This window comes from Acinetobacter sp. MF4640, assembly GCF_002018895.1.
GTDB lineage: Bacteria > Pseudomonadota > Gammaproteobacteria > Pseudomonadales > Moraxellaceae > Acinetobacter > Acinetobacter johnsonii.
Genome location: NZ_MVOM01000021.1, coordinates 1 through 23,805, shown reverse-complemented (window position 1 = coordinate 23,805; position 23,805 = coordinate 1). Strand labels below are relative to the sequence as shown.

Sequence of the window (23,805 nt, the reverse complement as noted above, 5' to 3'; positions counted from 1 at the left end):
TAGCCACTTACCCGTTGTTTATTTCGTCACACCTGTATATTGATAGCCTGTATTTGAACGTTGATAACGTAAGTACTTTCCAGTCGGGCGGCTGTTTTGATCTAATAAAGTGATATCAATCTTGTTTAAGTCTTTTGAAACACGAATATATGAACCGCGCCGCTCTTCGTCATAGTGACAGTCATAATCTACTTCAATCGAACTTAGTTGCTTGTTCTTGGTCTGAAAAACTGGTGTTGCTGTCAAAGCTTGGGCGTGCATTTTAAAGGCTTGAATTTGATAAAGACCGTGACAACTATCGCCTTTGTAATAACTTTGAATCAGATAAATCGGTTGTGCACCCCATTTCACTTGGTCAATCTTTAAAATATAGCCAGCTTCTAAAGGCTGAAGTTTAGTGGAATTGCTCGATTTCATCTGCACATAGGATGAAAATTCACCCATGGTACCGCCACCACCTACATCAAAGGTATAGAATTTAAGCAGTTGGTCCGGTGAGGCATTAATCTTTAGTCTAAGATTTTCAGTCAATTTGGGGAAAGAATAAGCATAACTTTCTGCATTTTCACGGATTAAATCAACCACATCATTTTCGATCTGTTGATTCACTGCATAAAAATCTAGCGCTGCATATTTTTGATCAATCGCCTGCTCAGCCTGCTGAATTGATATATTTTGCGCATATACAGCCATATTAAAATGAGCAAAACAAAATACACCTAATAGGCATTTTGATATTATTTTCATTTGATCTAATCTGTATTTTTATATTGATCAACATTATAAAGCATCATCAATATGACGCTTTATAATGTAATGACAATATCAACCAATGCGACGTTTTAAACCCGTCATTTGGAGTACACGAGTTGAAATTTCTTCAATCGACATTTCCGAGACATTTAAGTATTTAATCCCTTCAGAGATATAAATCCCTTCAATTGCGCGAAGCTCCATTTGACACTGGCTGAAGCTTGCATAACGGCTATTGGCTTTACGTTCAGAGCGAATAGCGACAAGGCGTTCAGCATCAATCATCAAACCAAAAAGCTTCTGCTTATGTGCGCGAAGTACCGCTGGTAAACGGTTGTCATCCAAGTCTTCTTCGGTCAATGGATAGTTTGCTACACGAATCCCAAACTGTAATGACAAATAAATTGAAGTCGGTGTTTTACCCGAACGTGATACCCCAATCAGAATCAGATCGGCCTTGTCATAGTGGCGTGTACGTGCACCGTCATCGTTATCCAAAGCAAAATGCACCGCATCAATACGTGCTTTATAAGACTCCGAATCGGTCACTGCATGGGTCTGTCCGACTAAAGTTGTAGGCGGTGTTCCCAACTCTTCAGATAATTTACTAATAAGCCCTTCAAATACATCAAGATTTATAGCATTTGCAGTATTAATAATGTCACGCACGTACGGGTCGACTAAAGTGTCAAAAACCAGTGGCTTTTGTCCGTCTTGTTGCGCCCTTAAATTGATCTCAGCAACCACATTTGTAGCAGCTTCTTCAGAGCTAATATAAGGAATAATATGAATGTCAAAGTCAACATTTGGAAACTGCGCCAATAGCGAGTGCCCAAGGGTTTCAGCGGTAATTGCAGTACCATCTGATACAAAAAAAACACTCCGCTTAAATTGTTTACTTCCTGACATTAAAATTCTCCTCAAAAATTTGTCTTAGTGCTATATAATCTTTATAGTAAACCGATCTTACATGACTGTCGCTTAGTAAAATCAAAAAGCTAAGTAGATTTGTTATAATCTGATGCCAAGATAGTGATTAAATACTGCAAAAGTGGAGTAACAACTTTGGAAGCGCGCGTAATTGGTCTAGAAAAATTAGGGAAACACGACGTTGAACTTGTAGGTGGGAAAAACTCATCTTTAGGTGAAATGATCAGCCACCTATCAAATGCAGGTGTATCTGTACCAGGTGGCTTTGCTACTACAGCTCAAGCATATCGTGAATTTCTCGAGCAAAGTGGCCTAAACGCTAAAATCAATGCAGAGTTAAAAGTCCTCAATGTTGATGATGTAAATGCTCTTGCTGAAACAGGCGCGAAAATTCGCCAATGGATTGTAGATACTCCACTGACGGCAGAACTCGAACAAGAAGTTCGTAAAGCATTTGCAGAGCTTTCAAACGGCAACCCAGACATCGCGGTTGCCGTTCGTTCTTCTGCGACAGCAGAAGATTTACCAGATGCATCTTTTGCAGGCCAACAAGAAACCTTCTTAAACATTCGCGGTATCGACAACGTATTGATCGCGATCAAAGAAGTATTTGCATCACTGTATAACGACCGTGCAATTTCTTACCGCGTACACCAAAACTTTGCGCATGATGTTGTGGCTTTATCTGCTGGTATTCAGCGTATGGTCCGCTCTGAAACTGGTGCAGCGGGTGTAATGTTTACACTCGACACTGAATCAGGTTTCCGTGACGTAGTGTTCATCACTGCATCTTACGGTTTGGGTGAAATGGTTGTTCAAGGTGCAGTGAACCCTGACGAATTCTACCTTTCTAAACCACTTTTAAATGCAGGCAAGCATGCTGTACTCCGTCGTAATCTAGGTTCTAAACACCAAAAAATGATTTATGGCGAAGAAGCTTCTGCGGGTAAATCAGTTGTTGTGGTTGATGTTGAAAAACAAGAGCGTCAACAATTCGCATTAAACGACCACGAACTACAAGAACTTGCAAAACAAGCGCTGATCATTGAAAACCATTATGGTTCTCCAATGGATATCGAGTGGGCAAAAGATGGCGATGACGGTCAAATTTATATCGTTCAAGCGCGCCCTGAAACAGTGAAGAGCCGTGAAAACGTCGGTACCATGGAACGCTACCTTTTGAAGCAAAAAGGCACAGTGATTTGTGAAGGCCGTTCAATCGGTCAACGTATCGGTTCTGGTAAAGTACGCATTGTTACGTCTATTAAAGAAATGGACAAAGTACAAGACGGTGATGTACTGGTTTCTGACATGACTGACCCAGACTGGGAACCAGTGATGAAACGTGCCGCTGCAATTGTCACTAACCGTGGTGGTCGTACTTGTCACGCAGCGATTATTGCACGTGAACTGGGTGTTCCAGCAATTGTCGGCTGTGGTAATGCAACTGAAGTTCTAGTAGACGGCCAAGAAGTAACTGTTTCATGTGCAGAAGGTGATACAGGTTTCATCTACGAAGGTTCTTTAGATTTCGAGATTCAAACCAATTCAATCGAATCTATGCCAGAGCTTCCGTTCAAAGTGATGATGAACGTCGGCAACCCTGACCGCGCATTTGACTTTGCACAAATTCCAAATGAAGGGATTGGCCTTGCACGTCTTGAGTTCATCATTAACCGTATGATCGGTGTTCACCCTAAAGCATTGTTGAACATTGACAGCTTGCCACGTGAAACACGTGCTGCGGTGATGGCGCGTACAGCGGGTTATGCATCGCCAATCGAATTCTATGTTGAAAAACTGGTTGAAGGTATTTCTACCCTTGCTGCAGCATTTGCAGACAAACCTGTCATCGTTCGTATGTCTGACTTTAAGTCAAATGAATACGCAAACTTGATCGGTGGTAAGTTATACGAGCCTGAAGAAGAAAACCCAATGTTGGGCTTCCGTGGTGCAAGCCGTTATGTGTCTGACAACTTCCGTGACTGCTTCGAATTAGAATGCCGCGCGTTGAAAAAAGCACGTGACGAAATGGGCTTAACCAATATTCAAATCATGATTCCTTTCGTACGTACTGTACATGAAGCGAAACGTGTAATTGAATTATTGGCGTTAAATGGTTTGAAACGTGGTGAAAATGGTCTGAAAGTGATCATGATGTGTGAGTTACCAACAAACGCATTATTAGCTGAACAGTTCCTTGAACACTTCGATGGCTTCTCTATCGGTTCAAACGACTTAACCCAGTTAACGCTTGGTCTAGACCGTGACTCCGGAATTGTTTCTCACTTATTTGATGAACGTGATCCAGCCGTAAAAGCACTTCTTTCTATGGCAATTCATGCATGCCGTAAAGCAGGCAAATACGTCGGTATCTGTGGTCAAGGCCCATCAGATCACCCAGATCTTGCGCAATGGCTTATGGAACAAGGTATCGAATCTGTATCACTTAACCCTGACTCAGTATTAGACACTTGGTTCTTCCTTGCTGAAGAAAAAGTTCAAAAAGCTTAACTTTTTGATCCGATAAAAAAGACCCTTTCAAGGGTCTTTTTTTATATCTACTCTTTTAACGTATCCGTAATAAAACAAGCATATTGATGCAAAAATTTAGACTAAGTTTGATACTCATGCATCAACATCTTGATTGAGAAAAGATTGCATTGCGATAAAGCTAGAAGAAGCAGCATAATCCTTGTTACACTGTCCTGCATTTTGTGTAGTTTTGGTTAATTTTAGCTTGAAATTCTCTAGACTATCCGCATGTTTTACCATAGATTTTTTATTTGTTTTTAATCTGAAAACAAATACATTTATTATTTGAATATCCCAACTTATATTTTGAGATTAAGTTTATATGCAGATTTACTTGGCACGAAATAATCAACAAGCCGGTCCATATACCTTAGAGCAGTTGAATCAGATGCTCGCAAGCCAACAAGTTTTATTGACGGATTTAGTTTGGCATCAGGGTATGCCCGAATGGAAAGCTTTAGGTGAACTCACCCAAGGAAAACTGGCGTATGAACCTGTAGGGTATCAGCCTCAGCCCCCTATTCCTGAGCCAATGCATACGCCAAATCAATTTTCACAGCCAAACCGCAAAGTGGCGAAAGTTGCTCAACCTGAACTGGCATCAATAGGCACACGCGTCTTAGCCAAAGTCATTGATTTACTTCTTTGGCTCCCTGCCGCTGCGATTCCCTCGTTCTTTTTACAAGCAGATAAATTTGGTGAACTCACTGAAATTCAGCAAAAAATGCAAGCGGCTACTACAGCAACACAGGCCAGTGAACTGCAAGCACAACTGTTCAGTTTGATTCCAACTGAAGCATGGACCACCATGGGCATTTACCTGCTGATTATGCTCGGTATCCAGGCTTTTTTCTTAGCAAAAAATGGTCAAAGTATTGGCAAAAAAATCACCAAAATTAAAATTGTAGACGTTGAAACCAACGAAAAAGTCAGCCTTTTGCGTGTATTCACATTGCGCAGTGTTGTCTTTATTGTGCTCAATATGCTGTTCATGCCGTTTATTACCATCATCGATCACGTCTTTGGTTTAACTGCAAAGCGTCAAACTTTGCACGATAAGCTGGCAAAAACCAAGGTCATTAAGCAGTAATTTACCCATATTTAAGCTGAGGTTTGGCGCACCTCAGTTTTCTGCAGTTTATTGATATTCAAAATAAATCCATAAATAAATTATAAAATTCCGAGTGAAAAAATCGGTTTTTATAACAATCATTTAAAGCATCTTTACGTATAGCTTAGTTTGTCGATATGAGGCATAATGCCCTACAACGTAGCGGTGTCTTATGATTGAGAAGTGTTTTTAGACTTAAAAAGAAACTTTTCAATCATGCGACACTTTAATCGCTATCCCAATTTTATTAGGGAATGGGACTCTTCACCGAGGTTGTAAAATGAGACAAACGATTTTAGCTGTATTGTCTTTATCTGCGATCGCCGCGCTCTTAACTGGGTGTGGTGGTGATATGGTACTTCTAAACTCAAAAGGTCCAGTTGCACAAGGTCAATCTGACTTAATGATGACTGCGATCTATTTAATGCTATTGGTGGTTATTCCATCAGTCGTAATGGCATTATGGTTTGGTTGGAAATATCGCGCGTCGAATAAAGATGCAGACTATAAACCTACATGGGCACACTCTACTGCAATTGAAATTGTAGTTTGGGGTATTCCTGTCATTATTATTGGTATTCTGGCTTGGTTAACTTGGTGGGGTTCACACAAGTATGACCCTTACCGCCCGCTCGAATCTGATAAAGCACCTGTAAATATTCAAGTCATTGCAGAACAGTTTAAATGGATCTTCATTTACCCTGATCTTAACATTGCGACGGTTAACGAAATTCGTTTCCCTGAAAAAACTCCAGTTGCACTTAAAATTACCTCTAACTTCACGATGAACTCTTTCTTCATCCCTGCGTTAGGTGGTCAAATTTATGCAATGGCAGGCATGCAAACGCACTTGAATTTGTTAGCAGATGGAACTAGCCCAGCTGAAGGCTACCGCGGTTTCTCTTCAAACTATTCAGGCTACGGCTTCTCGCAAATGCGCTTCCGTGCTCACTCTGTAACTGACGCTCAATTCGCTGAATGGGTTGCTGCAGTTAAAGCAGGTAACGGTACAAGCATTAATCCTAAAGCTGTACAAAAAACAATTTTAGATCAAGCTGAATTTGAGTCTTTACGTGACGGTAACCGTGGTAAACACCAAATTGAAGTTTTGATTTCAAAAGCAAAAACTCCTGAAGAGAAGGCTGCTGCTGAGGCAATGAAGCCTTATCCAACTAAGCCACACCCTGTGACTTACTACTCTTCTGTAGAGGAAGGCTTGTTTAAGTCAGTCATCAGCAAATATATGAGCAACTATCACGGTGCTGATCACTCAGCGACTGCGGGTGCTCACGGGGCTGCTTCATCTGAAGCACATGCCGCTGTTGAACCTGCTTCATCAGTTGTAGGGGAATAAGACATGAGCTTCTTAGGTAAGTTAGGTCCGGACGTTATTCCGCACGATCCAATTGTACTGGTCACAGTTGCAATGATGATCTTAGGTGGTATCGCAGTTGTTGCTGGTATTACCTACTTTAAAAAATGGGGCTACTTGTGGAACGAATGGTTCACATCAGTCGACCATAAAAAAATTGGTATCATGTATCTTTTCGTATCGATCATCATGCTTTTGCGTGGTTTCGCCGATGCGATTATGATGCGTCTTCAACTGTTCCTTGCAAAAGGTGGCGGTGAAGGTTATTTACACCCAGAACACTACGATCAGATCTTCACCGCACACGGTGTAATCATGATCTTCTTCGTAGCAATGGGTCTAGTTGTTGGCTTAATGAATATCTCTGTACCACTTCAAATTGGTGCACGTGACGTTGCCTTCCCATTATTAAACTCTCTAAGCTTCTGGCTATTTGCTGGTGCTGCAGGCTTAATGATGGCATCTCTTGCAATTGGTGAATTCGCTGCAACAGGTTGGATGGCTTATCCTCCTCTTTCAGGTATCGAATACTCTCCAGGCGTGGGTGTGGACTACTATATCTGGGCACTTCAGATTTCAGGTTTAGGTACGCTATTAACGGGTGTTAACTTCTTCGTTACCATCATTAAAATGCGCGCGCCTGGTATGTCACTTATGGACATGCCGATCTTTACTTGGACATCTTTGTGTACAGCTGTATTGATCATTGCGTCATTCCCAGTGTTAACAGCAACAATTGCGATGTTAACGCTTGACCGTTACTTCGGTTTCCACTTCTTTACAAATGACATGGGTGGTAGCCCAATGTTGTATGTAAACTTGATTTGGACATGGGGTCACCCAGAAGTTTACATCTTAGTATTACCAGCATTTGGTATTTACTCTGAAGTTGTATCAACGTTCTCTCGTAAAACGTTGTTCGGTTACAAATCAATGGTGTATGCAACAATTGCGATCACAGTACTTGCGTTCGTAGTATGGCTTCACCACTTCTTCACCATGGGTGCTGGTGCGAACGTGAATGCGTTCTTCGGTATCATGACCATGATTATTGCGATTCCTACAGGTGTGAAAATCTTCTCTTGGTTATTCACGATGTATAAGGGTCGTATCACCTTCACTACTCCTATGTTATGGACGCTTGGCTTCCTTGTAACATTCGGTATTGGCGGTTTAACTGGTGTATTAATGGCGGTTCCACCTGCGGACTTCCTTGTACACAACTCATTGTTCTTGATTGCTCACTTCCATAACGTAATTATCGGTGGTGTGGTGTTTGGTATGTTTGCCGGCATCATCTTCTACTGGCCGAAAATGTTTGGTTGGAAGCTCAATGAAGCATGGGGTAAAGCTGCGTTCTGGTTCTGGTTCTTCGGTTTCTACTTTGCATTCATGCCACTTTATATCCTTGGTTTCATGGGTATGACTCGTCGTTTGAATACATATGACAACCCTGAATGGGATCCGTACATTGCTATTGCATTCTTCGGTTCTGTGTTAGTCGCGATTGGTATTGCATGTTTCGTTATGCAGATTGTTGTTGGTTACTTACAACGCAACGACAACCTCGACCTTACAGGCGATCCATGGGATGGTCGTACACTTGAATGGGCGACTTCGTCTCCTGCTCCGTTCTACAACTTTGCTCATCTTCCAACAATCAATGGTATTGATACGTTCTGGAATGACAAAGAGAATGGCGTAGCGTATGCGAAACCTACTTCATACGAAGACATTCATATGCCAACGAATCGTGCTGCTGGTGTTGTGATTGCCATGTTCATTACTGTTATGGGCTTTGGTTTAATCTGGCATATCTGGTGGTTAGTTGTTGTAATGTTCATCGCTGCTATTATCAGCTTCATCGCGTCTTCGTTTACGAAGAAAGTGGACTACTATGTTCCTGCTGCTGAAGTTGAGCGTATTGAAAATGAACGTTACGCGATTCTTGAAAAACATTTGAAGAAGGACTAAGACAATGGCTGACGTACTTCATCACGAAAACCACGGACACGATGAGCATCATCACCACGATGATACTGACATCACCGTCTTTGGTTTTTGGACTTATTTGATGAGTGACTTGATTCTATTCGGTACACTCTTCATTGCATTCGCTGTTTTAAGTAGCCATGTGCCTATGGGTACACCAAGTGCAAAAGAATTATTCGGTGAGTCTTTAGGTTTCGTTTTAACTGAAACTTTCGCTCTCTTGATCTCTTCTGTAACTTTTGGTTTTGCGGTTCTTGCTGCATACAAAAAGAACGTCAACCAAGTTTTAACTTGGTTAGCGATCACTTGGTTATTCGGTGCTTCATTCATCGGCATGGAACTATATGAGTTTAATCACTTAGTTCATGCTGGCCACGGTCCAAGCGTAAGTGCGTTTTTATCGTCGTTCTTTACTTTAGTAGGTACGCACGGTATTCACGTAACTTCAGGTTTGGTATGGATGATCATTTTGATGATTCAGATCAAGAAAAATGGTTTGACTCTTCCAAACACTCGTCGTCTTGCTTGCCTAAGCTTGTTCTGGCACTTCCTTGACATCGTTTGGATCTGTGTATTCAGCGTAGTTTACTTGATGGGAGTTCTATAATGAGTCACGATCATAACTCAGCTGGTGCTTCACACGGTAACACCAAGCAATACACGATCGGCTTTATCCTTTCAGTTATCCTGACCGTAATTCCATTCGGTATGGTAATGGCTGGTGGTTTTGGTCGCGGTATTGTTATGGCGGTTATCGCAATTACAGCAGTTGCTCAGGTTCTAGTTCAATTAGTTTACTTCTTGCACATGAACTCATCTTCAGAGCAACGTTGGAACGTGATTGCATTTATCTATACAGTACTTTGTATTGCTGTACTTCTAGTCGGCTCTGTATGGATTATGAACTACTTACACTACAACATGATGATCTAAACTGATCGTCATGTTGAAAAAGTATTTATTCCTGACTAAACCAGGAATTCTCTTTGGTAACTTCGTTACCACTCTGGGCGGCTTCTTTTTAGCCGCTCAGGGGTCTGTAGATTTCCTCCTTCTTCTCATCACCCTACTCGGTACAACACTGGTTGTTGCTTCTGGCTGTGTCGTCAATAACGTCATTGATCAAGATATTGATCAAAAGATGGAACGGACGATGAACCGTGCATTAGTTAAAAAAACCATCAGTCCTTCCGTTGCTTTGGCATTTTCTGCTGCGCTTGGAATATTAGGTTTCGCCCTACTCTGGTTCTTTGTTAATGCTTATGCCTTTGGCTTTGCTGTACTTGGTTTTGTGGTTTATGTGATTTTTTATAGTCTATGGAGCAAACGCACATCCATTCACCAAACCGTGATTGGAAGTATTTCTGGTGCTAGTCCACCAGTGATCGGCTATACAGCTGTGACCAATGAATTTGATGTTGCCGCATTGTTGCTTTTCTTAGCATATGCACTTTGGCAAATGCCTCATTCATGGGGAATTGCGGTATACCGCTTTGACGACTATAAAAATGCAGGCATTCCAATTTTACCTGTAGCACGTTCAATTTTCCGCACGAAAGTTGAAAGCTTGATTTATGTCTTGCTGTTTGCTGCGGTGTTAAATGGTTTGTATTGTTTTGGCTATACCAATATGTTTTTTCTTATCACCTTTAACGCACTCTGTGCTTATTGGGTATATTTATCAATCATTGGTTTTAAAGCTGAAAATGATCAGGTTTGGGCAAAACGCTATTTCTTATATTCAGTGATTTTAATTACTGCATTAAGTTTTAGTTTTAGTTTTAGCTACGTCTCACCTGCGCCACATTTGCCGCTGTTTTAAAAAAGATAGAGTTCTCTCTATCTTTTTTATTTCAACTTATTCAATATTTAAGTCTAGTCTTTAAATTGTTACCATAGCAGACACAACAATAACTCATGCTCTGCAATGAAAATGCCATCACAATTTTTTAAAAAATCTATTTTTATTAGTCTGTTCCCTATTAGCCTTGTTTATAGCACGCACAGTTTTTCTGGTTTTGATGTTTCTTGCTATCCATCGACCAACATTCAAACCAATGCCTATACAGCTTGTGACAATTTGCCTGCACTCACACCCGCCAATGACAATCAAACCAATATGCTCTTACTTCTGAGCGACATGGGTTTGGCCAAATTGAATTTCAATCAGCCAAATAATCCGCTTTGGGAAACTGAATATAGCAACGTACCATTTGCGGCTAAAACATTGTTTGAAAGCGTAACCAATAAACGACCGAATGCCCGATTAAAACCAAACAATGAAAAGACGCCTTACCAAGAACATTGTAGTAGCCTAGACAATGGTGCGGATCAATTTACCCAGCAGGTGAAAGCCGACAAAAATCTCAACAAAGCAGAAAAAGATTTACTAATTCAAGAAAGACAAAATATCTCGGCCTGTGACCGTGATCTTACCCTCATCCAAGTCAATCCGAACTGGTCTATACAAGCACGTCAGTATGCGTCTTATTTAAATGCAACCATTGCCTTTTATAATAGTAACTTTTCCATAGCTACTAAAATTTACTCAGTATTAACTACGGTTGATCAGCCTTGGATCAAAGAAACATCGCAATATATGTTGATTCGTAGCAGCCTCAATGAAAGCTATCAGTCGGGTGTCGGTAAATATGGCGACTTAAAAATCGATAAAGTAGATCAGACTTTACTCAAAAACACCTATGAGCATATCACTACCTACTTCAAACGCTTTCCTGAGGGAAAATATGCCGCAAGTGCACGCGGCTTACTACGTCGTTGTTATTGGCTGAGTGGAAATACCGAACTCCTGACCAACGAACTCGCATGGCAAATCAATCACCCTGATTCCAAATACTATAATCTAGAGCTCGATAATCTAGTCTTTGAAATGGATCGCCATGTATTTCAAAGCCGCTCATTCAATGCAAAAAATCTAAAAGATCCCTTCTTTCTGACCATTTCAGATTTAATGCAAATGCGTCAGGCAACATCGGCAGAAGATAAAGTCTTAAGCTGGTCTGAACTCAACAACCAAAAAACACTATTTAAGAGTCAGCCAGAACTGTTCCAATACCTACAAGCCAATCACTTATTCTTTGTGCAGAACAAACCAGCCGAAGCTTTAAAATATTTGCCAGAACATTCCTCTAATTCAATTAATAGTTACCTTCAACTCAGTCAAATCTTGTTAAAAGGTCGTATTCTAGAGAAACTCGGACAAACTCAAAATGCACAGCAGTATTGGGAAGGTTGGCTGAGTCAATCAAAACCCATTGAACAGCGTGGCTTATTTGAGCTGATGTTATATCCACATTATACCCAACAGCAAAATGCCAGCGCCTTTATCGGTTCAGATGCTAAAATCAAACAAGCTTCATTGCAAAAAAGCTTTATTGAAAATGAAGCCAATGAAAAAAGCTTAATGCAAATTGTCCAGAGCAAAGCATCAAGTACAGATCAAAAAAATTTAGCTTTATATAAAACTTTGCAAAAATCATTGGTACACCAAAACTTTAAGCTGTTTAATCAAGCCTTTGTACTGCTACCACAAGATGCCGCGAAGTATAAATATGACTCAGAAACATATACAAACTATAAAAATCAACCGCCCCTTAGTGATTTCATTTGGGCAGGAACAAAAATCACGCCACAAATGCAATGCCCTGATTTATTCAGCCTGACTCAAAAACTTGAAAATTCACCTCAAGATTTAAAGCTCCGACTTTGTTTGGGCGAATATGCACGCTCGACTCAAGGCTACAACATAAGCTATGTCACCGCTTTAGAAAAAGAAACTTCCAGCTTCCAAGGTGCAATTTTTGCCCGTGGCCAAGTGTATAAAGACATCACCAAATCCAGTTCTGTACCCGATTTAAAAGCTTATGCTCTTTATCGCTCAATCATGTGTTATTCACCAAGCGGGATGAATGACTGTCAGGATGCAGAAGTTGAAAAATCCACTCGTAAACAATGGTTTGACCACATTAAACGCGACTATCCAAGTACCTCTTGGGCACAATCCTTAAAGTATTACTGGTAAGACATATATGTTGAAGCAGATTTTTTCCGTTGTTATGACGCTGATCTGTATGCTGAGCATCATGGCTTGTCAGCCGAGTCAGTTAGCTTCAACATCTGGTCCGGTAAATGCCGAAGACTATGATGCATTTTGGATTTGGGGCAATATTTCATCAGCCCCTTACCTAAATACGGCTAAAGAAATTTATATTTTACAAGGTGAAATCCGTTTAGACTCCCAAACACGTCACTCTAAGCTCATACCGCAAGGCGTAAGCGTTTTAACGATTCCTCAGCAAAAGGTGTGGCTGGTTTTTCGTAATTATCATTTAGCCTGGCAAGGCCAAGAGCTTACACAAATTTTAAAACGCGTTCAGCAATGGGAAAATGCAGGGAATCATATTCAAGGCATACAAATTGATTTCGATGCCAAAACCAAACACATTCAACAATACGCCTTATTTTTAAGTCGATTAAGAAAACAATTGCCGCAGCACTATCAACTCAGTATCACGGGTTTAATGGACTGGACCAATGTGACAAACCAAGAGACTTTAAACCTCCTGAATAACACCATCGATGAGTTGGTCATTCAAACCTATCAAGGTTCAACCACCATACCCAACTATGCAGCTTATCTAAAAAAAGTTTCAGCACTAAAACTGCCTTATAAAATTGGCATTGTTCAACACGGTCAGTGGCATAGACCTCCAAAGCTTGAAAATGATACAAACTTTAAAGGCTATGTCGTCTTCCTTTTGCACTCAAAACCTCAAAATAATTAGGGCTTTTTAAGAGAAGTTCTTGAATTTGGCGAGCAAAGTCTCTAAAATTCCCCCTTCGCATCTAATGCGACACAACCTAGGTTGTGACTCCTTGCTTCTAACAACTTTTTGTTAGGGGCTGTTTAAACCGTAAGGAGCTGACAATGCGTCATTACGAAATCGTACTTTTAGTACACCCTGATCAAAGCGATCAAGTCGTTGGTATGGTAGAACGCTACCTAACTCACATCAAAGAAGCTGAAGGTCAAATTCACCGTCTTGAAGACTGGGGCCGTCGCCAATTGGCTTACCCAATCAACAAGATCCACAAAGCTCACTACATTCTTATGAATGTTGAGTGTGGTCAAACTACTCTTGATGAGTTAGAAGAATTGTTCCGTTACAACGATGCAATTATTCGTAGCCTTATCATCCGTCGTGAGAACGCTATCACTGAAGAGTCACTATTGGCTAAGAGTGCTGAAGAAAAACGTGCGCGTAAAGCTCAACGTGAAGAAGCACAACAAGCTCAAGACTCTGCTGAAGCATAAGGAGAACATCAATGGCACGTTTTTACCGTCGTCGCAAGTTCTGCCGCTTTACAGCTGAGAACGTTACGTACATCGACTACAAAGATATCGACACTTTAAAACAGTACATCACTGAAAACGGCAAGATTGTTCCTAGCCGTATTACAGGTACTAAAGCTCGTTACCAACGTCAATTAGCGCTTGCTATTAAACAAGCTCGCTACTTGTCTTTGATCCCTTACACTGACAATCATAAGTGAGGTTGAGCTGTGGATATTATCTTATTACAACGCATTAAAAACCTTGGTAAATTAGGCGATAAAGTTTCAGTTAAAGCTGGTTACGGCCGCAACTACCTTATCCCTCAAGGTCAAGCAGTAGCTGCTACTGAAGCTAACACTGCTGCTTTTGAAGCTCGTCGCGCTGAACTTGAGAAAGCTGAAGCTGATGTTTTAGCTGCTGCTCAAGCACGTGCTAGCCAATTAGACGAAGTTAACATCGTAATCACTGCGAAAGCTGGTGATGAAGGTAAACTATTCGGTTCTATCGGTACTCGTGATATCGCTGACGCGTTAACAAATGCTGGTCTTGAAGTTGACCGTGCAGAAGTTCGTTTACCGAACGGTGCACTTCGTCACACTGGCGAATTCAACATCGCAATCCAATTGCACCATGATGTTGTTGCTGAAGTTCTCGTTACTATCGTATCTGAGTAATTTCTTGCAAAAAAAAGAGCATGCTTTTGCATGCTCTTTTTTTTATCTCTATGAAAAAGTAGTTTCATTGCTCAGCTTAAAACTTCATCGTCTGCCCCACAAAATGCCAAATTTGAATATTATGGGTTTTATCCATAAGCCTTGAATTCAGCACACAGCAGCTGCATTTTTTGATAAAGTGCATACAGTTAAATGACTGTATTTTTTCCCAAATTTACAGTGAAATTTATCTTAAGTTATCCCTCTTACTGTATTAAAAATCAGGGCGTTATATGTCACAGGCGAATGCCACTGCTCAAAAGAGCTCATCGAAACAAGACAATAAACCGAATGAGTCAGGGCAACTGAAAGAATTCCGTACACCTCCGCATAACTTAGCATTGGAACAAGCCGTACTTGCCGCTTTAATGACGGTTGCTGAATCCTTTGAACAAGTTGGCGATGTACTCACTGAAAATGACTTTTATGCGACGCGCCATAAATATATTTTTCGCGCGATTGCACAACTCTCCAAAGACAGCTCACCCTATGATGCGGTTTTAGTGCATGACTGGCTCACTACACAAAACCTACTCGATGCGGTTGGTGGTGAAGAGTACCTGATGCAATTGATGGCAGACTCCCCGTCTAGTTTCTATAACATGGAAACTTATGCCACCAAGATCAAAGAATTTTCGACTTTGCGCAGCATGATCAAGGTTAGTTCTGAAATTTTACAAAATGCCTATGACACCAAAGGTCGTAACGTCAGTGAAATTTTAGATTTGGCCGAAACTAATATTTTCTCTTTGGCTGAACAACACAATAACAATGCCAAAGCTCAAGGGCCTAAAGCCATCAATACAGTTGTAGCTGATGTATTTGATAAGCTGAATGAGCTGTCGCAAATGGAAGGCAGCATTACAGGCTTAACTACAGGCTTTCTTGAACTCGACAATAAAACCTCGGGCATGCAAGCAGGTGATTTGATTATTGTTGCAGCGCGTCCATCGATGGGTAAAACCACTTTTGCCATGAATTTAGTGGAAAGCGTGCTGTTTAATAATGACTTACCTGCCTTGGTTTACTCCATGGAGATGCCAGCCGACTCCATCGCCATGCGTTTAATTTCATCTTACGGGAAAGTCCATCAGGGACATTTACGTTCAGGTAAACTCGATGGTGATGAATGGTCAAAAGTTACCGGCACCATTTTGCAACTGCAAGAGAAAAAGCTCTATATCGACGACTCCTCTGCTCTTCCACCTACAGAAGTTCGTGCTCGCGCACGTCGTATTGCCAAACAGCACGATGGTAAACTCGGCTGCATCATGGTCGATTACTTACAGCTGATGAAAGTACCAGGTATGGGTGATAACCGTGTCGGTGAGATTTCAGAAATTTCACGAAGCTTAAAAGCTCTTGCCAAAGAAATGATGTGCCCTGTAATTGCACTATCGCAGCTTAACCGTTCCCTCGAGAATCGTCCCAACAAACGTCCCGTGATGTCAGACTTACGTGAATCCGGTGCGATCGAGCAGGACGCCGACTTGATCATGTTTATTTACCGTGATGAAGTCTATAACAAAGAATCCAAAGAAGCGGGCACTGCCGAAATTATTATTGGTAAACAACGTAACGGCCCTATTGGTACCGTTCGACTTGCTTTTGAAGGCCAATATACCCGCTTTAGTAACTTATCCCCTGAGTTTTATGCTCAGTACGATGATGAGGAATAATTAAAGCCTCATCGTCGCCTTTCCATGACCCTGTAGGAGTAATTAGGGTGCGTCAAGCAACAGTTTATATTGATAGCCAAGCGCTGCAATATAATTTAAACCGTGTCAAACAACTTGCCCCAAACGCGAAAATCGTCAGCATGGTCAAAGCCAATGCTTATGGACACGGAGTCAAAGACTGTTTAGCAGCCTTAAGTGAAACCGATGCCTTTGGCGTCGCCTGTTTAGAAGAAGCATTAGAGATTCGTGAACTCGGCTTTACACAACCGATTACCCTGATTGAAGGTGTTTTCTCAGCAGATGAAATGCAAACCGTCATTGAGCAAAATATCGAGTGTGTGGTTCATCAGCAACAACAAGTCGATTGGTTAATCTCACATAAAACCGCGTATATCGCACAAAAGCTTAAAGTATGGGTAAAACTCAATAGCGGTATGAACCGTTTAGGCTTTAAAGTTGCCGAAATCATTGATGTCATCAACACTTTAAAAGCAGAAGGCTTTACATGTGTCCTAGCAATGCACTTTGCCAACGCCGATGCTGACCACCCACTCAATGAACAGCAACGTGCGCAATTTCTACACATCAAAGAAGCCTGTTCACCCATCCTAGCCTCATGTTGTAACTCAGCTGCTATATTTAAATGGCCAGAACTTAATTTTGATTTTGTTCGTCCCGGCATCATGCTTTACGGTGCATCACCTTTTGCCGATAAAAATGCACACGACTTGGACTTAAAGCCCGTTATGAGCTTCACGGCGGAAATTATTGCATTAAATACCATTCAAGCAGGTGAAGGTGTCGGCTATGGTTCGCATTTTGTCGCAAACCAAGAAACTGAACTGGCCATTGTTTCGATTGGTTATGGTGATGGCTATCCACGTGCATTTCCAAAGCAAAACTATGTTGCTATAAATGGTCAAGCAGTAGCTATTGTGGGCCGAGTTGCGATGGATATGATTGCGATCGATGTGACGGGTTTAAACGCCAAACTCGGTACAAAGGTTGAGCTCTGGGGTGAAAACCGCTTAGTTGACGATGTTGCGGAAGCCAATGGAACTATTGGTTATGAGCTACTTTGTCGGTTAAGCAATCGCCCTACACGTAAGCAAATCTAACAAAAAGCCCAAGTTCTACTTGGGCTTTTTTCAACACAAACTCTCATCGGGCTGGGCATCATAAAGGTCTTGCAATAGCTGATCAATTTGTTGTTGACTCATACTCTGCGGTTCAAATGTTGCAAAACCCATCTCACGCATTTTGGTATGTACACTACTCATACGTTGCACATACTTCATGCCCCAGGCTCTAAAATGTGCTACGTGAATGGTTTTCGCCTCAAAGACTTTAATATCTTTATGTCTAGGGTCTTTCAATAATTTCAACATTAATAATTCTAAAGCAGCTTCATCCCCTTCTAAACACTGGAAATAATGCTGATCAGCATAATAAAGAACGCCTGAAATATTATGTACTGCATTAAAATCACGCGCTTCGCTTAAAATGTCTCGAACATCTTGAAGAAGCTGTACGTGATCCGAAGTTGAAGTGCTTGCATAGCAAATTTGCTGCATAGACTTCCCCAATTTATTGATTTCATTATTTTTAGCATCTAACACGTTTATACTAAATAGTCATCCGTCGGCTTTGCCAATTCTTGTAATCCTTTTCTTAAGGTATCTGACCATTGCTTACTGATGCTTGAAAAATATGGATCTTCTTCATCAATCCGCTTACCCACTGGAATATGCAAACTATCTCTTGTATACACCAAAGCATCTAAGGGCAAACCTACAGAAACATTGGAACGCAAGGTTGAATCAAAAGAAATCAAACTACACTTCACCGCTTCGTCTAAGGGCATGTCATACCGTAATGCACGATCTAGAATCGGCTTGCCATATTTACTTTCACCAATTTGAAAATACGGCGTATCTTTGGTCGCACAAATAAAATTCCCCTGCGGATAAATATTATAAAGTTGCATTTCTGCCCCTTTAATTTGCCCACCGACCAATAAGCTGCAGTAGTAATTACTTTGTTCTTGCGTGTCTGGTGCCATATCCGCCAAGACTTTTTTCAAAGTATGCCCGACCAACTCAGCCGCTTCGAACATGGTATTGACACTATATAAATTCGGTTCTTGGCTTAACTCCAGATGATTTTTTAAATGCCCAATCACCGCTTGGGTCGTTGCTAAGTTTCCTGAGGTTTGAATCGCAATAAAACGTTCACCCTCCACACCAAAGGTATACAGTTTCCTAAACACGGATATATGGTCTACACCTGCATTCGTACGCGTATCACTTATAAAAACCAAACCATCTTGAAGACGAAGTGCACAACAATAGGTCATAGAACATCCTTTTTCAGCTAAACCTTAACAACTTAAAACTTGTACCATGGAATGCATCGATTCCACTCCACCTTTTTCACGTACGCCACGAACGGGAGCCACATCCCAATAATCGCGCCCAATAGCTACATAGATATGTGACTGTGGTTTGAACAATTGATTACTGGTATCAAAACAATACCATGCATCATCAATATACACCTCGGCCCACGCGTGACTGGCGAGGTGTGAAGTTTCAGGCACATGCAAATACCCCGATACATAACGTACCGGTAAGCCCAGATGCTTGCACATAGCAATAAAAACATGACTATGATCCTGACATACACCTTGTTGCCCATTGAATGCATCAATTGCCGAAGTTAACACCGAAGTTTTGGCAGGTACATAAGGAATATGCACTAAAACTGCTTCTGACAGTTTCATCAAATTTTCCCGATTCAACTCAGGCACATACTGATGTGCAAATGCCTTCATTTCAGCATTGCACTGGGTATTGAGCGTCGGCTGTAAAAATAAATTGGGATTCAGTCGATCTTGGATGCCATGTTCTGCCAAGCTATTAATTTCAACAATGCCCTGCGCCATTATGGTCAGCTGTTGATAGGCTTCACGTTGCGAACTGGTAATCCAAATATTTTGGAAGGCATCCCGTTTTTCTTCACGCTCTCCTGGCACACTCACATGCCAATGACATACCTTTTGGTGTGAATTATTCGTAGGTGTCATTTTGATATATTGAATGCTCTTCAGCGCCAATTCACTATATTGATAATGCGTTTGGTGATTGATCATAAGTTTCATACATCAACCTCAAACAATTGTTGAATATAATCACTAAAATGATAAAAATTCATCGCATCAGGTTGTGATTTGAGCTCTAGCCAAGCCTGTGCCAAATTTAGCCAGCCCATTTCTTTTAACAACATGACGATGTTTTCTATTTCAACTAAAGTATTTTGTGCATCTTGTTTCAGGCGAATTTGACGGTCGAGCTGCTCAATCATTTGCCCTAAACTAAAGAATAAAAAGACATCACTGGCTTCAGACTCAAGTACATCCTGACACTCTCCAACCACATCACAAATATAGGCGGTGTTTTCAGTGGCATTTTTGATAAATTGATTCAGTTCCGCATATGCCTTTGCAGATAAAATCCCGCGCAAGTCTTGTACATTACTCTTAGCGCTTTGAAATTGCTGATTAAATGAAGCAGGATTGTTTGGGTTTAAAATCAGCTCATTCAGTGAGCACGCATCAAAAGCAGGCAAACAAAATGCATGCGCATAATCCATTGCAGGCTGGTCTTGGGTAAAAGGAAACTGAGCACACAAATATTGAGTACGTGTTAAATAACGCCCTAACCAAAAAATATTTTCAGCATTGGTGCTTAATAAAATCATAGTTCTACCCTCATATTTGTTTATTTTATGAATGTAAGTTTTCCACGACCCAAGTGTCTTTAATTCCTCCTCCTTGGGATGAGTTGACCACCAACGAACCTTCTTTCATCGCAACACGTGTTAAACCGCCAGGGACAATTTCGGTACGATACGGTGAACTGAGCACAAACGGTCTAAGGTCAATATGACGCTCAGAAACACCCGATTCAGTCATGGTTGGACTGACTGAAAGCTCTAAAGTGGGCTGGGCAATATATAAATGCGGCGTCGCGATGAGCTTATCTCTAAATTGCTCAATTTGACTTTTACAGGCTTGCGGTCCAATCAGCATACCATACCCACCCGAACCTTGCGCCTCTTTGACCACTAACTGCTCAAGGTTCTCGAGTACATAAGCCAAATCTTGCTTGTTACGGCATTGATATGTCGGAACATTTTTTAAGATAGGTTTTTCACCTAAATAAAACTGAATCATTTTATCGACATAAGGATAAATCGATTTATCATCCGCAACCCCTGTGCCTGGTGCATTCGCAATAACCACGTTATGACTCAAATAAGCGGACATCAACCCTGCGACACCTAAAGTGCTATTCGGCATAAAGCACAGCGGATCAAGATAAGCATCATCCAAACGGCGGTAAATCACATCTATTCGTTGACGGCCACGAATGGTTTTGACATAGACTTTATCATGCTCTACAAACAAATCACGCGATGTCACCAAAGGCACATCCATTTCACGGGCTAAAAAAGCATGTTCATAATAGGCACTATTATAACGTCCCGGTGTCAACACCACGATGAAAGGCTGATCGACATAAGCATTTTCAGCCAAGATTTCTTTTAGTAATTGTGGGTATTGTTCTATGCCTAAAATATGGTTCTTCTGCATCAAATCAGGCATAAGTTTTTCACTAATCTTACGACTTTCAAGCATATAAGACACGCCCGACGGCGTTCTTAAATTATCTTCGAGCACATAAAACTCACCCTGCCCATCACGGATAATATCAATTCCACTAATTTGGCTATAAATCTGACCTTTTAAACGGTGCTCATACATATGCGGTTGATAAGCTTCATGCGTCAACACTTGCAGTTCTGGAATAATTTTCGCTTTGAGAATGTCTTGTTGATGGTAAATATCATGTAAAAATAGATTTAAAGCCCGCACACGTTGTGCAGAGCCAAGGGAGATTTTATTCCATTGTTGTTTAGCGATCACACGTGGAATTAAATCATAAGGAATGGTGCGCTCAATGCCCTCAGATTCACCATATACAGTAAACGTAATACCTTCATATAAAAAATGCTGTTTGGCAATTTGGTTCAGTTCTTCGAGTTCTTCTACACTATGCTGTGACAACCAGTGCTCAATACGCGCACAAGCCTCACCAGACATCGCTTGGTCATCTGTCATTTCATTAAAGAAATTCGAGGTCATTTGATGAAACAATCCAACAGACTGGCTCGATAGACGATCATGAGAGTGAATCGGATTTAATACAGGAGAGTTAAGCTTATATCCGTCCAACATCGTATTTACATTTGTATCTTTATCTTCTTTAAACATACAAACCTCTCAATTGTTATCGATATGTAACCCATACGTAGCAATATCTATGCCATGGATTTCTAAAGATGCTTTGTTTATTAATCGATAAAAAACGCATTGCTTCAATTCTATTTCGCATTAAGTTGTGTCAAAAAATATAACTGAAAAATTTCAAGCAAAGCTTGCTTAAACGAATGAGTTTTCTTATTGTGTTCACATTCAAGTAAGTAATTTCGACTCCTATATTTTATTAAACTATGTCTATACAAGAAAAAGAAACGTCCAATAGTCTCTATCGCCAATGGCAAATTTTGTCTCGCCTTTCCACTGGAAAATGGATGGGCACTCGAGAGCTGCAAGAGATTTTACAACGTGAAGGTATCGACATTACTTTGCGAACTATTCAACGTGATTTAAATCAAATCTCTCAACGCTTCCCGATTGAAAACAATGGGGCTGTGCCTCAAGGTTGGCGTTGGCGTTCTGATGCTCCGATTCAAAGCTTACCGCACATGACCAGCTCTCAAGCGGTGACATTTATGATGGTTGAAGAACACCTTAAACATCTTCTTCCTCCAAGCTTAATTGAAGAAATGAATCCATGGTTTGACTTAGCACGTCGTAGCCTCTCTACCCAAAACAATGTGCGCCAATGGATTAACCGCGTACGTATTGTTCCTGCGACACAACCGCTGATTCCTCCGATTGTGGAGAAAACAGCGCAGCAAGCCATCTATGAAGGGCTGCTCCAAGACAAACAACTGGAATGCGTTTATCAAGGCTTAAACCAAGCGGTTGAAGCAAAAACCTATACGCTCAATCCACTCGCACTGGTTCAAAAAGGTGCAATTATTTATCTGATTTGTACCCGCCACGACAAAACTGATATTCAAACCTTTGCACTGCACCGTTTCAAATCAGCGACAGTTTTAAACACTCGTGCCTTACACCCAGTCAATTTTGATATCGATGAATATATCGAATCGGGCGCATTAGGTTTCCGTGTAGACTTTTCAAAACCTACAGAAACCGTTGCACTTACCCTAACTATGACTGAAATAGATGCGCTGTATTTGGAAGAAACCAAACTCAGTACCAATCAGGTTTTAGAACCGCTTGGAAATGGGCAAATCTTGGTTCATGCTACCGTACCTTTTACCAATCAACTGGTGTGGTGGTTACGTAGTTTTGGGCATAAAATTAGTCACATTGAACCTAAAGAGGTTCGTGATGCAGTTAATCAGACCATAACCGACTAAAATAAAAAAAGCCCCAAGTATTAGGGGCTTTACAGTCTTTTTGGTATTAGATATTTGAATTGCTTGGGTTTGTCGTTTTCATTGCTCATCTTGGTTTAATGCCTCCCCTAAACCAAGATAAGTGCGCTGTTTTTGGTGATTGATACAAACTAGCATTGGCATGCAAGCTCTCCACTGTTAAAACGGATCGATTTCATTGTCATGGTGTTGACCTCATGTTAAGAACGTAAAATCAATTTAAAATACAGTGGGGCTTTTGTGAAATAACATGATTGGCTATTTTTATCTGTTTTTATCTTAAACAACTCTTTTGCTTTGTATATCTGCCAAAACAAAAAGCAGACCTCTTAAAGAAGACTCCAATCTGATAACTTGAATCAAATATCTCACCTTTTTGAAATTTATCGTATAATAAAATTAATCATCAATTTTAATAACTTAAACAACATGAGTTTTAACGTACAAGAAGTTGCACAGCTTTTAAAACAAGCCAAAGAAAATAAAAAGCCTTACGTATTCTTTACAGGTGCTGGTTGCTCAGTGAAAGCAGATGTCCCTTCAGCAACTGGTCTAATTCAAGAGATATGTGAAAAATTTCCAATCCAAGTTAAAAATCTCGACCCTGAAAAAGACAAATACAATTACGGCAAGTATATGTCTGGGCAGAGTAAAACTTGAAGTGCGACATAAACCACCTAATTAATTTAAAGGGTTTATGGAGTATATAAAATTGTCATACCATCATCTTAACTTTGAAGATCGTACTGCATTAATGCTTGAGTCAAGAA

The 23,805-nt window shown here is 40.8% G+C and carries 23 protein-coding genes; 16 read left to right on the top strand and 7 right to left on the bottom strand.

Going from position 1 to position 23,805, the window contains the following annotated elements:
• Positions 1-18: 18 nt before the first annotated feature.
• Both MF4640_RS08815 and MF4640_RS08810 read right to left on the bottom strand, forming a co-directional pair.
• Positions 19-693, bottom strand: a complete 675-nt coding sequence (locus MF4640_RS08815) for a hypothetical protein (RefSeq protein ID WP_171263873.1) — start codon at positions 691-693, stop codon at positions 19-21.
• 132 nt (positions 694-825) lie between these two features.
• Positions 826-1,662 carry a pyruvate, water dikinase regulatory protein gene (locus MF4640_RS08810; protein ID WP_005400687.1) on the bottom strand — a complete coding sequence of 279 codons (837 nt, stop codon included), beginning with the start codon at positions 1,660-1,662 and terminating at the stop codon, positions 826-828.
• Positions 1,663-1,818: 156 nt separating this feature from the next.
• On the opposite strand from MF4640_RS08810, the gene ppsA reads away from it, so the two are divergent.
• The 14 genes from ppsA (at position 1,819) to alr (ending at position 17,559) form a co-directional block, all read left to right on the top strand.
• Positions 1,819-4,197 carry a phosphoenolpyruvate synthase gene (ppsA, locus tag MF4640_RS08805; RefSeq protein ID WP_004982030.1) on the top strand — a complete coding sequence of 793 codons (2,379 nt, stop codon included), beginning with the start codon at positions 1,819-1,821 and terminating at the stop codon, positions 4,195-4,197.
• 343 nt (positions 4,198-4,540) lie between these two features.
• Positions 4,541-5,308: an RDD family protein gene (locus MF4640_RS08800; protein WP_078389321.1), complete on the top strand. Its 768-nt coding sequence runs from the start codon at positions 4,541-4,543 to the stop codon at positions 5,306-5,308.
• A 301-nt stretch (positions 5,309-5,609) separates the two neighbouring features.
• A complete protein-coding gene (cyoA, locus tag MF4640_RS08795; RefSeq protein WP_004696450.1) occupies positions 5,610-6,683 on the top strand; it encodes a ubiquinol oxidase subunit II in 1,074 nt (357 codons plus the stop codon).
• Positions 6,684-6,686: 3 nt separating this feature from the next.
• The gene (cyoB, locus tag MF4640_RS08790; RefSeq protein WP_078389320.1) at positions 6,687-8,675 is read left to right on the top strand and encodes a cytochrome o ubiquinol oxidase subunit I; all 1,989 of its coding nucleotides are present in this window, start codon (positions 6,687-6,689) and stop codon (positions 8,673-8,675) included.
• A 4-nt stretch (positions 8,676-8,679) separates the two neighbouring features.
• Positions 8,680-9,300 (top strand): cytochrome o ubiquinol oxidase subunit III, encoded by a 621-nt coding sequence (gene cyoC / locus MF4640_RS08785; protein WP_004696446.1) that lies wholly within the window; start codon positions 8,680-8,682, stop codon positions 9,298-9,300.
• Positions 9,297-9,626, top strand: a complete 330-nt coding sequence (locus tag MF4640_RS08780; RefSeq protein ID WP_026056475.1) for a cytochrome o ubiquinol oxidase subunit IV — start codon at positions 9,297-9,299, stop codon at positions 9,624-9,626. The genes cyoC and MF4640_RS08780 overlap by 4 nt, the downstream gene beginning before the upstream one ends.
• A 10-nt stretch (positions 9,627-9,636) precedes the next feature.
• The gene (cyoE, locus tag MF4640_RS08775; protein WP_004982036.1) at positions 9,637-10,515 is read left to right on the top strand and encodes a heme o synthase; all 879 of its coding nucleotides are present in this window, start codon (positions 9,637-9,639) and stop codon (positions 10,513-10,515) included.
• A gap of 105 nt (positions 10,516-10,620) precedes the next feature.
• The gene (locus MF4640_RS08770; protein ID WP_078389319.1) at positions 10,621-12,735 is read left to right on the top strand and encodes a hypothetical protein; all 2,115 of its coding nucleotides are present in this window, start codon (positions 10,621-10,623) and stop codon (positions 12,733-12,735) included.
• A 7-nt stretch (positions 12,736-12,742) separates the two neighbouring features.
• On the top strand, positions 12,743-13,498 hold the full coding sequence (locus MF4640_RS08765; protein ID WP_078389318.1) for a DUF3142 domain-containing protein: 756 nt from the start codon (positions 12,743-12,745) through the stop codon (positions 13,496-13,498).
• A 143-nt stretch (positions 13,499-13,641) separates the two neighbouring features.
• Positions 13,642-14,028, top strand: coding sequence for a 30S ribosomal protein S6 (gene rpsF, locus MF4640_RS08760; RefSeq protein WP_004696436.1), 387 nt, complete (start codon positions 13,642-13,644; stop codon positions 14,026-14,028).
• An 11-nt stretch (positions 14,029-14,039) separates the two neighbouring features.
• Positions 14,040-14,267 carry a 30S ribosomal protein S18 gene (rpsR, locus tag MF4640_RS08755; RefSeq protein WP_004278792.1) on the top strand — a complete coding sequence of 76 codons (228 nt, stop codon included), beginning with the start codon at positions 14,040-14,042 and terminating at the stop codon, positions 14,265-14,267.
• A gap of 9 nt (positions 14,268-14,276) precedes the next feature.
• Complete coding sequence (gene rplI / locus MF4640_RS08750; protein WP_004696433.1) at positions 14,277-14,723, top strand: 50S ribosomal protein L9; 447 nt, start codon at positions 14,277-14,279, stop codon at positions 14,721-14,723.
• 272 nt (positions 14,724-14,995) lie between these two features.
• Positions 14,996-16,441 carry a replicative DNA helicase gene (dnaB, locus tag MF4640_RS08745; RefSeq protein WP_004696432.1) on the top strand — a complete coding sequence of 482 codons (1,446 nt, stop codon included), beginning with the start codon at positions 14,996-14,998 and terminating at the stop codon, positions 16,439-16,441.
• 47 nt (positions 16,442-16,488) lie between these two features.
• Positions 16,489-17,559 carry an alanine racemase gene (alr, locus tag MF4640_RS08740; protein WP_078389317.1) on the top strand — a complete coding sequence of 357 codons (1,071 nt, stop codon included), beginning with the start codon at positions 16,489-16,491 and terminating at the stop codon, positions 17,557-17,559.
• A 30-nt stretch (positions 17,560-17,589) separates the two neighbouring features.
• Here alr and MF4640_RS08735 read toward each other — a convergent pair whose 3' ends face one another.
• From MF4640_RS08735 to MF4640_RS08715, 5 genes are read right to left on the bottom strand one after another with little or no spacing between them, the layout of a single operon-like run.
• Positions 17,590-18,015 carry a BLUF domain-containing protein gene (locus MF4640_RS08735; protein WP_078389345.1) on the bottom strand — a complete coding sequence of 142 codons (426 nt, stop codon included), beginning with the start codon at positions 18,013-18,015 and terminating at the stop codon, positions 17,590-17,592.
• A 47-nt stretch (positions 18,016-18,062) separates the two neighbouring features.
• Positions 18,063-18,797, bottom strand: coding sequence for a proteasome-type protease (locus tag MF4640_RS08730; RefSeq protein WP_004696423.1), 735 nt, complete (start codon positions 18,795-18,797; stop codon positions 18,063-18,065).
• A 24-nt stretch (positions 18,798-18,821) separates the two neighbouring features.
• The gene (locus MF4640_RS08725; RefSeq protein ID WP_078389316.1) at positions 18,822-19,601 is read right to left on the bottom strand and encodes a transglutaminase family protein; all 780 of its coding nucleotides are present in this window, start codon (positions 19,599-19,601) and stop codon (positions 18,822-18,824) included.
• Positions 19,598-20,200, bottom strand: coding sequence for an alpha-E domain-containing protein (locus MF4640_RS08720; protein ID WP_004982053.1), 603 nt, complete (start codon positions 20,198-20,200; stop codon positions 19,598-19,600). Before MF4640_RS08720 ends, MF4640_RS08725 begins: the two co-directional genes overlap by 4 nt.
• A gap of 25 nt (positions 20,201-20,225) precedes the next feature.
• Complete coding sequence (locus MF4640_RS08715) at positions 20,226-21,776, bottom strand: circularly permuted type 2 ATP-grasp protein (protein WP_078389315.1); 1,551 nt, start codon at positions 21,774-21,776, stop codon at positions 20,226-20,228.
• Positions 21,777-22,015: 239 nt separating this feature from the next.
• Here MF4640_RS08715 and MF4640_RS08710 point away from each other — a divergent pair, with 239 nt between their 5' ends.
• Both MF4640_RS08710 and MF4640_RS08705 read left to right on the top strand, forming a co-directional pair.
• Complete coding sequence (locus MF4640_RS08710; RefSeq protein WP_078389314.1) at positions 22,016-23,017, top strand: helix-turn-helix transcriptional regulator; 1,002 nt, start codon at positions 22,016-22,018, stop codon at positions 23,015-23,017.
• Positions 23,018-23,464: 447 nt separating this feature from the next.
• Positions 23,465-23,695 carry a hypothetical protein gene (locus MF4640_RS08705; protein ID WP_153042472.1) on the top strand — a complete coding sequence of 77 codons (231 nt, stop codon included), beginning with the start codon at positions 23,465-23,467 and terminating at the stop codon, positions 23,693-23,695.
• Positions 23,696-23,805 lie beyond the last annotated feature (110 nt).

Bases quoted from the DNA above. Each gene is read 5' to 3' on its own strand.
- MF4640_RS08815 (WP_171263873.1), bottom strand. From the start codon at position 693: ATGGCTGTATATGCGCAAAATATATCAATTCAGCAGGCTGAGCAGGCG.
- MF4640_RS08810 (WP_005400687.1), bottom strand. From the start codon at position 1,662: ATGTCAGGAAGTAAACAATTTAAGCGGAGTGTTTTTTTTGTATCAGAT.
- MF4640_RS08800 (WP_078389321.1), top strand. From the start codon at position 4,541: ATGCAGATTTACTTGGCACGAAATAATCAACAAGCCGGTCCATATACC.
- cyoA (WP_004696450.1), top strand. From the start codon at position 5,610: ATGAGACAAACGATTTTAGCTGTATTGTCTTTATCTGCGATCGCCGCG.
- cyoB (WP_078389320.1), top strand. From the start codon at position 6,687: ATGAGCTTCTTAGGTAAGTTAGGTCCGGACGTTATTCCGCACGATCCA.
- cyoC (WP_004696446.1), top strand. From the start codon at position 8,680: ATGGCTGACGTACTTCATCACGAAAACCACGGACACGATGAGCATCAT.
- cyoE (WP_004982036.1), top strand. From the start codon at position 9,637: ATGTTGAAAAAGTATTTATTCCTGACTAAACCAGGAATTCTCTTTGGT.
- MF4640_RS08770 (WP_078389319.1), top strand. From the start codon at position 10,621: ATGAAAATGCCATCACAATTTTTTAAAAAATCTATTTTTATTAGTCTG.
- MF4640_RS08765 (WP_078389318.1), top strand. From the start codon at position 12,743: ATGTTGAAGCAGATTTTTTCCGTTGTTATGACGCTGATCTGTATGCTG.
- rpsF (WP_004696436.1), top strand. From the start codon at position 13,642: ATGCGTCATTACGAAATCGTACTTTTAGTACACCCTGATCAAAGCGAT.
- rpsR (WP_004278792.1), top strand. From the start codon at position 14,040: ATGGCACGTTTTTACCGTCGTCGCAAGTTCTGCCGCTTTACAGCTGAG.
- dnaB (WP_004696432.1), top strand. From the start codon at position 14,996: ATGTCACAGGCGAATGCCACTGCTCAAAAGAGCTCATCGAAACAAGAC.
- MF4640_RS08735 (WP_078389345.1), bottom strand. From the start codon at position 18,015: ATGCAGCAAATTTGCTATGCAAGCACTTCAACTTCGGATCACGTACAG.
- MF4640_RS08730 (WP_004696423.1), bottom strand. From the start codon at position 18,797: ATGACCTATTGTTGTGCACTTCGTCTTCAAGATGGTTTGGTTTTTATA.
- MF4640_RS08725 (WP_078389316.1), bottom strand. From the start codon at position 19,601: ATGAAACTTATGATCAATCACCAAACGCATTATCAATATAGTGAATTG.
- MF4640_RS08720 (WP_004982053.1), bottom strand. From the start codon at position 20,200: ATGATTTTATTAAGCACCAATGCTGAAAATATTTTTTGGTTAGGGCGT.
- MF4640_RS08715 (WP_078389315.1), bottom strand. From the start codon at position 21,776: ATGTTTAAAGAAGATAAAGATACAAATGTAAATACGATGTTGGACGGA.
- MF4640_RS08710 (WP_078389314.1), top strand. From the start codon at position 22,016: ATGTCTATACAAGAAAAAGAAACGTCCAATAGTCTCTATCGCCAATGG.
- MF4640_RS08705 (WP_153042472.1), top strand. From the start codon at position 23,465: ATGAGTTTTAACGTACAAGAAGTTGCACAGCTTTTAAAACAAGCCAAA.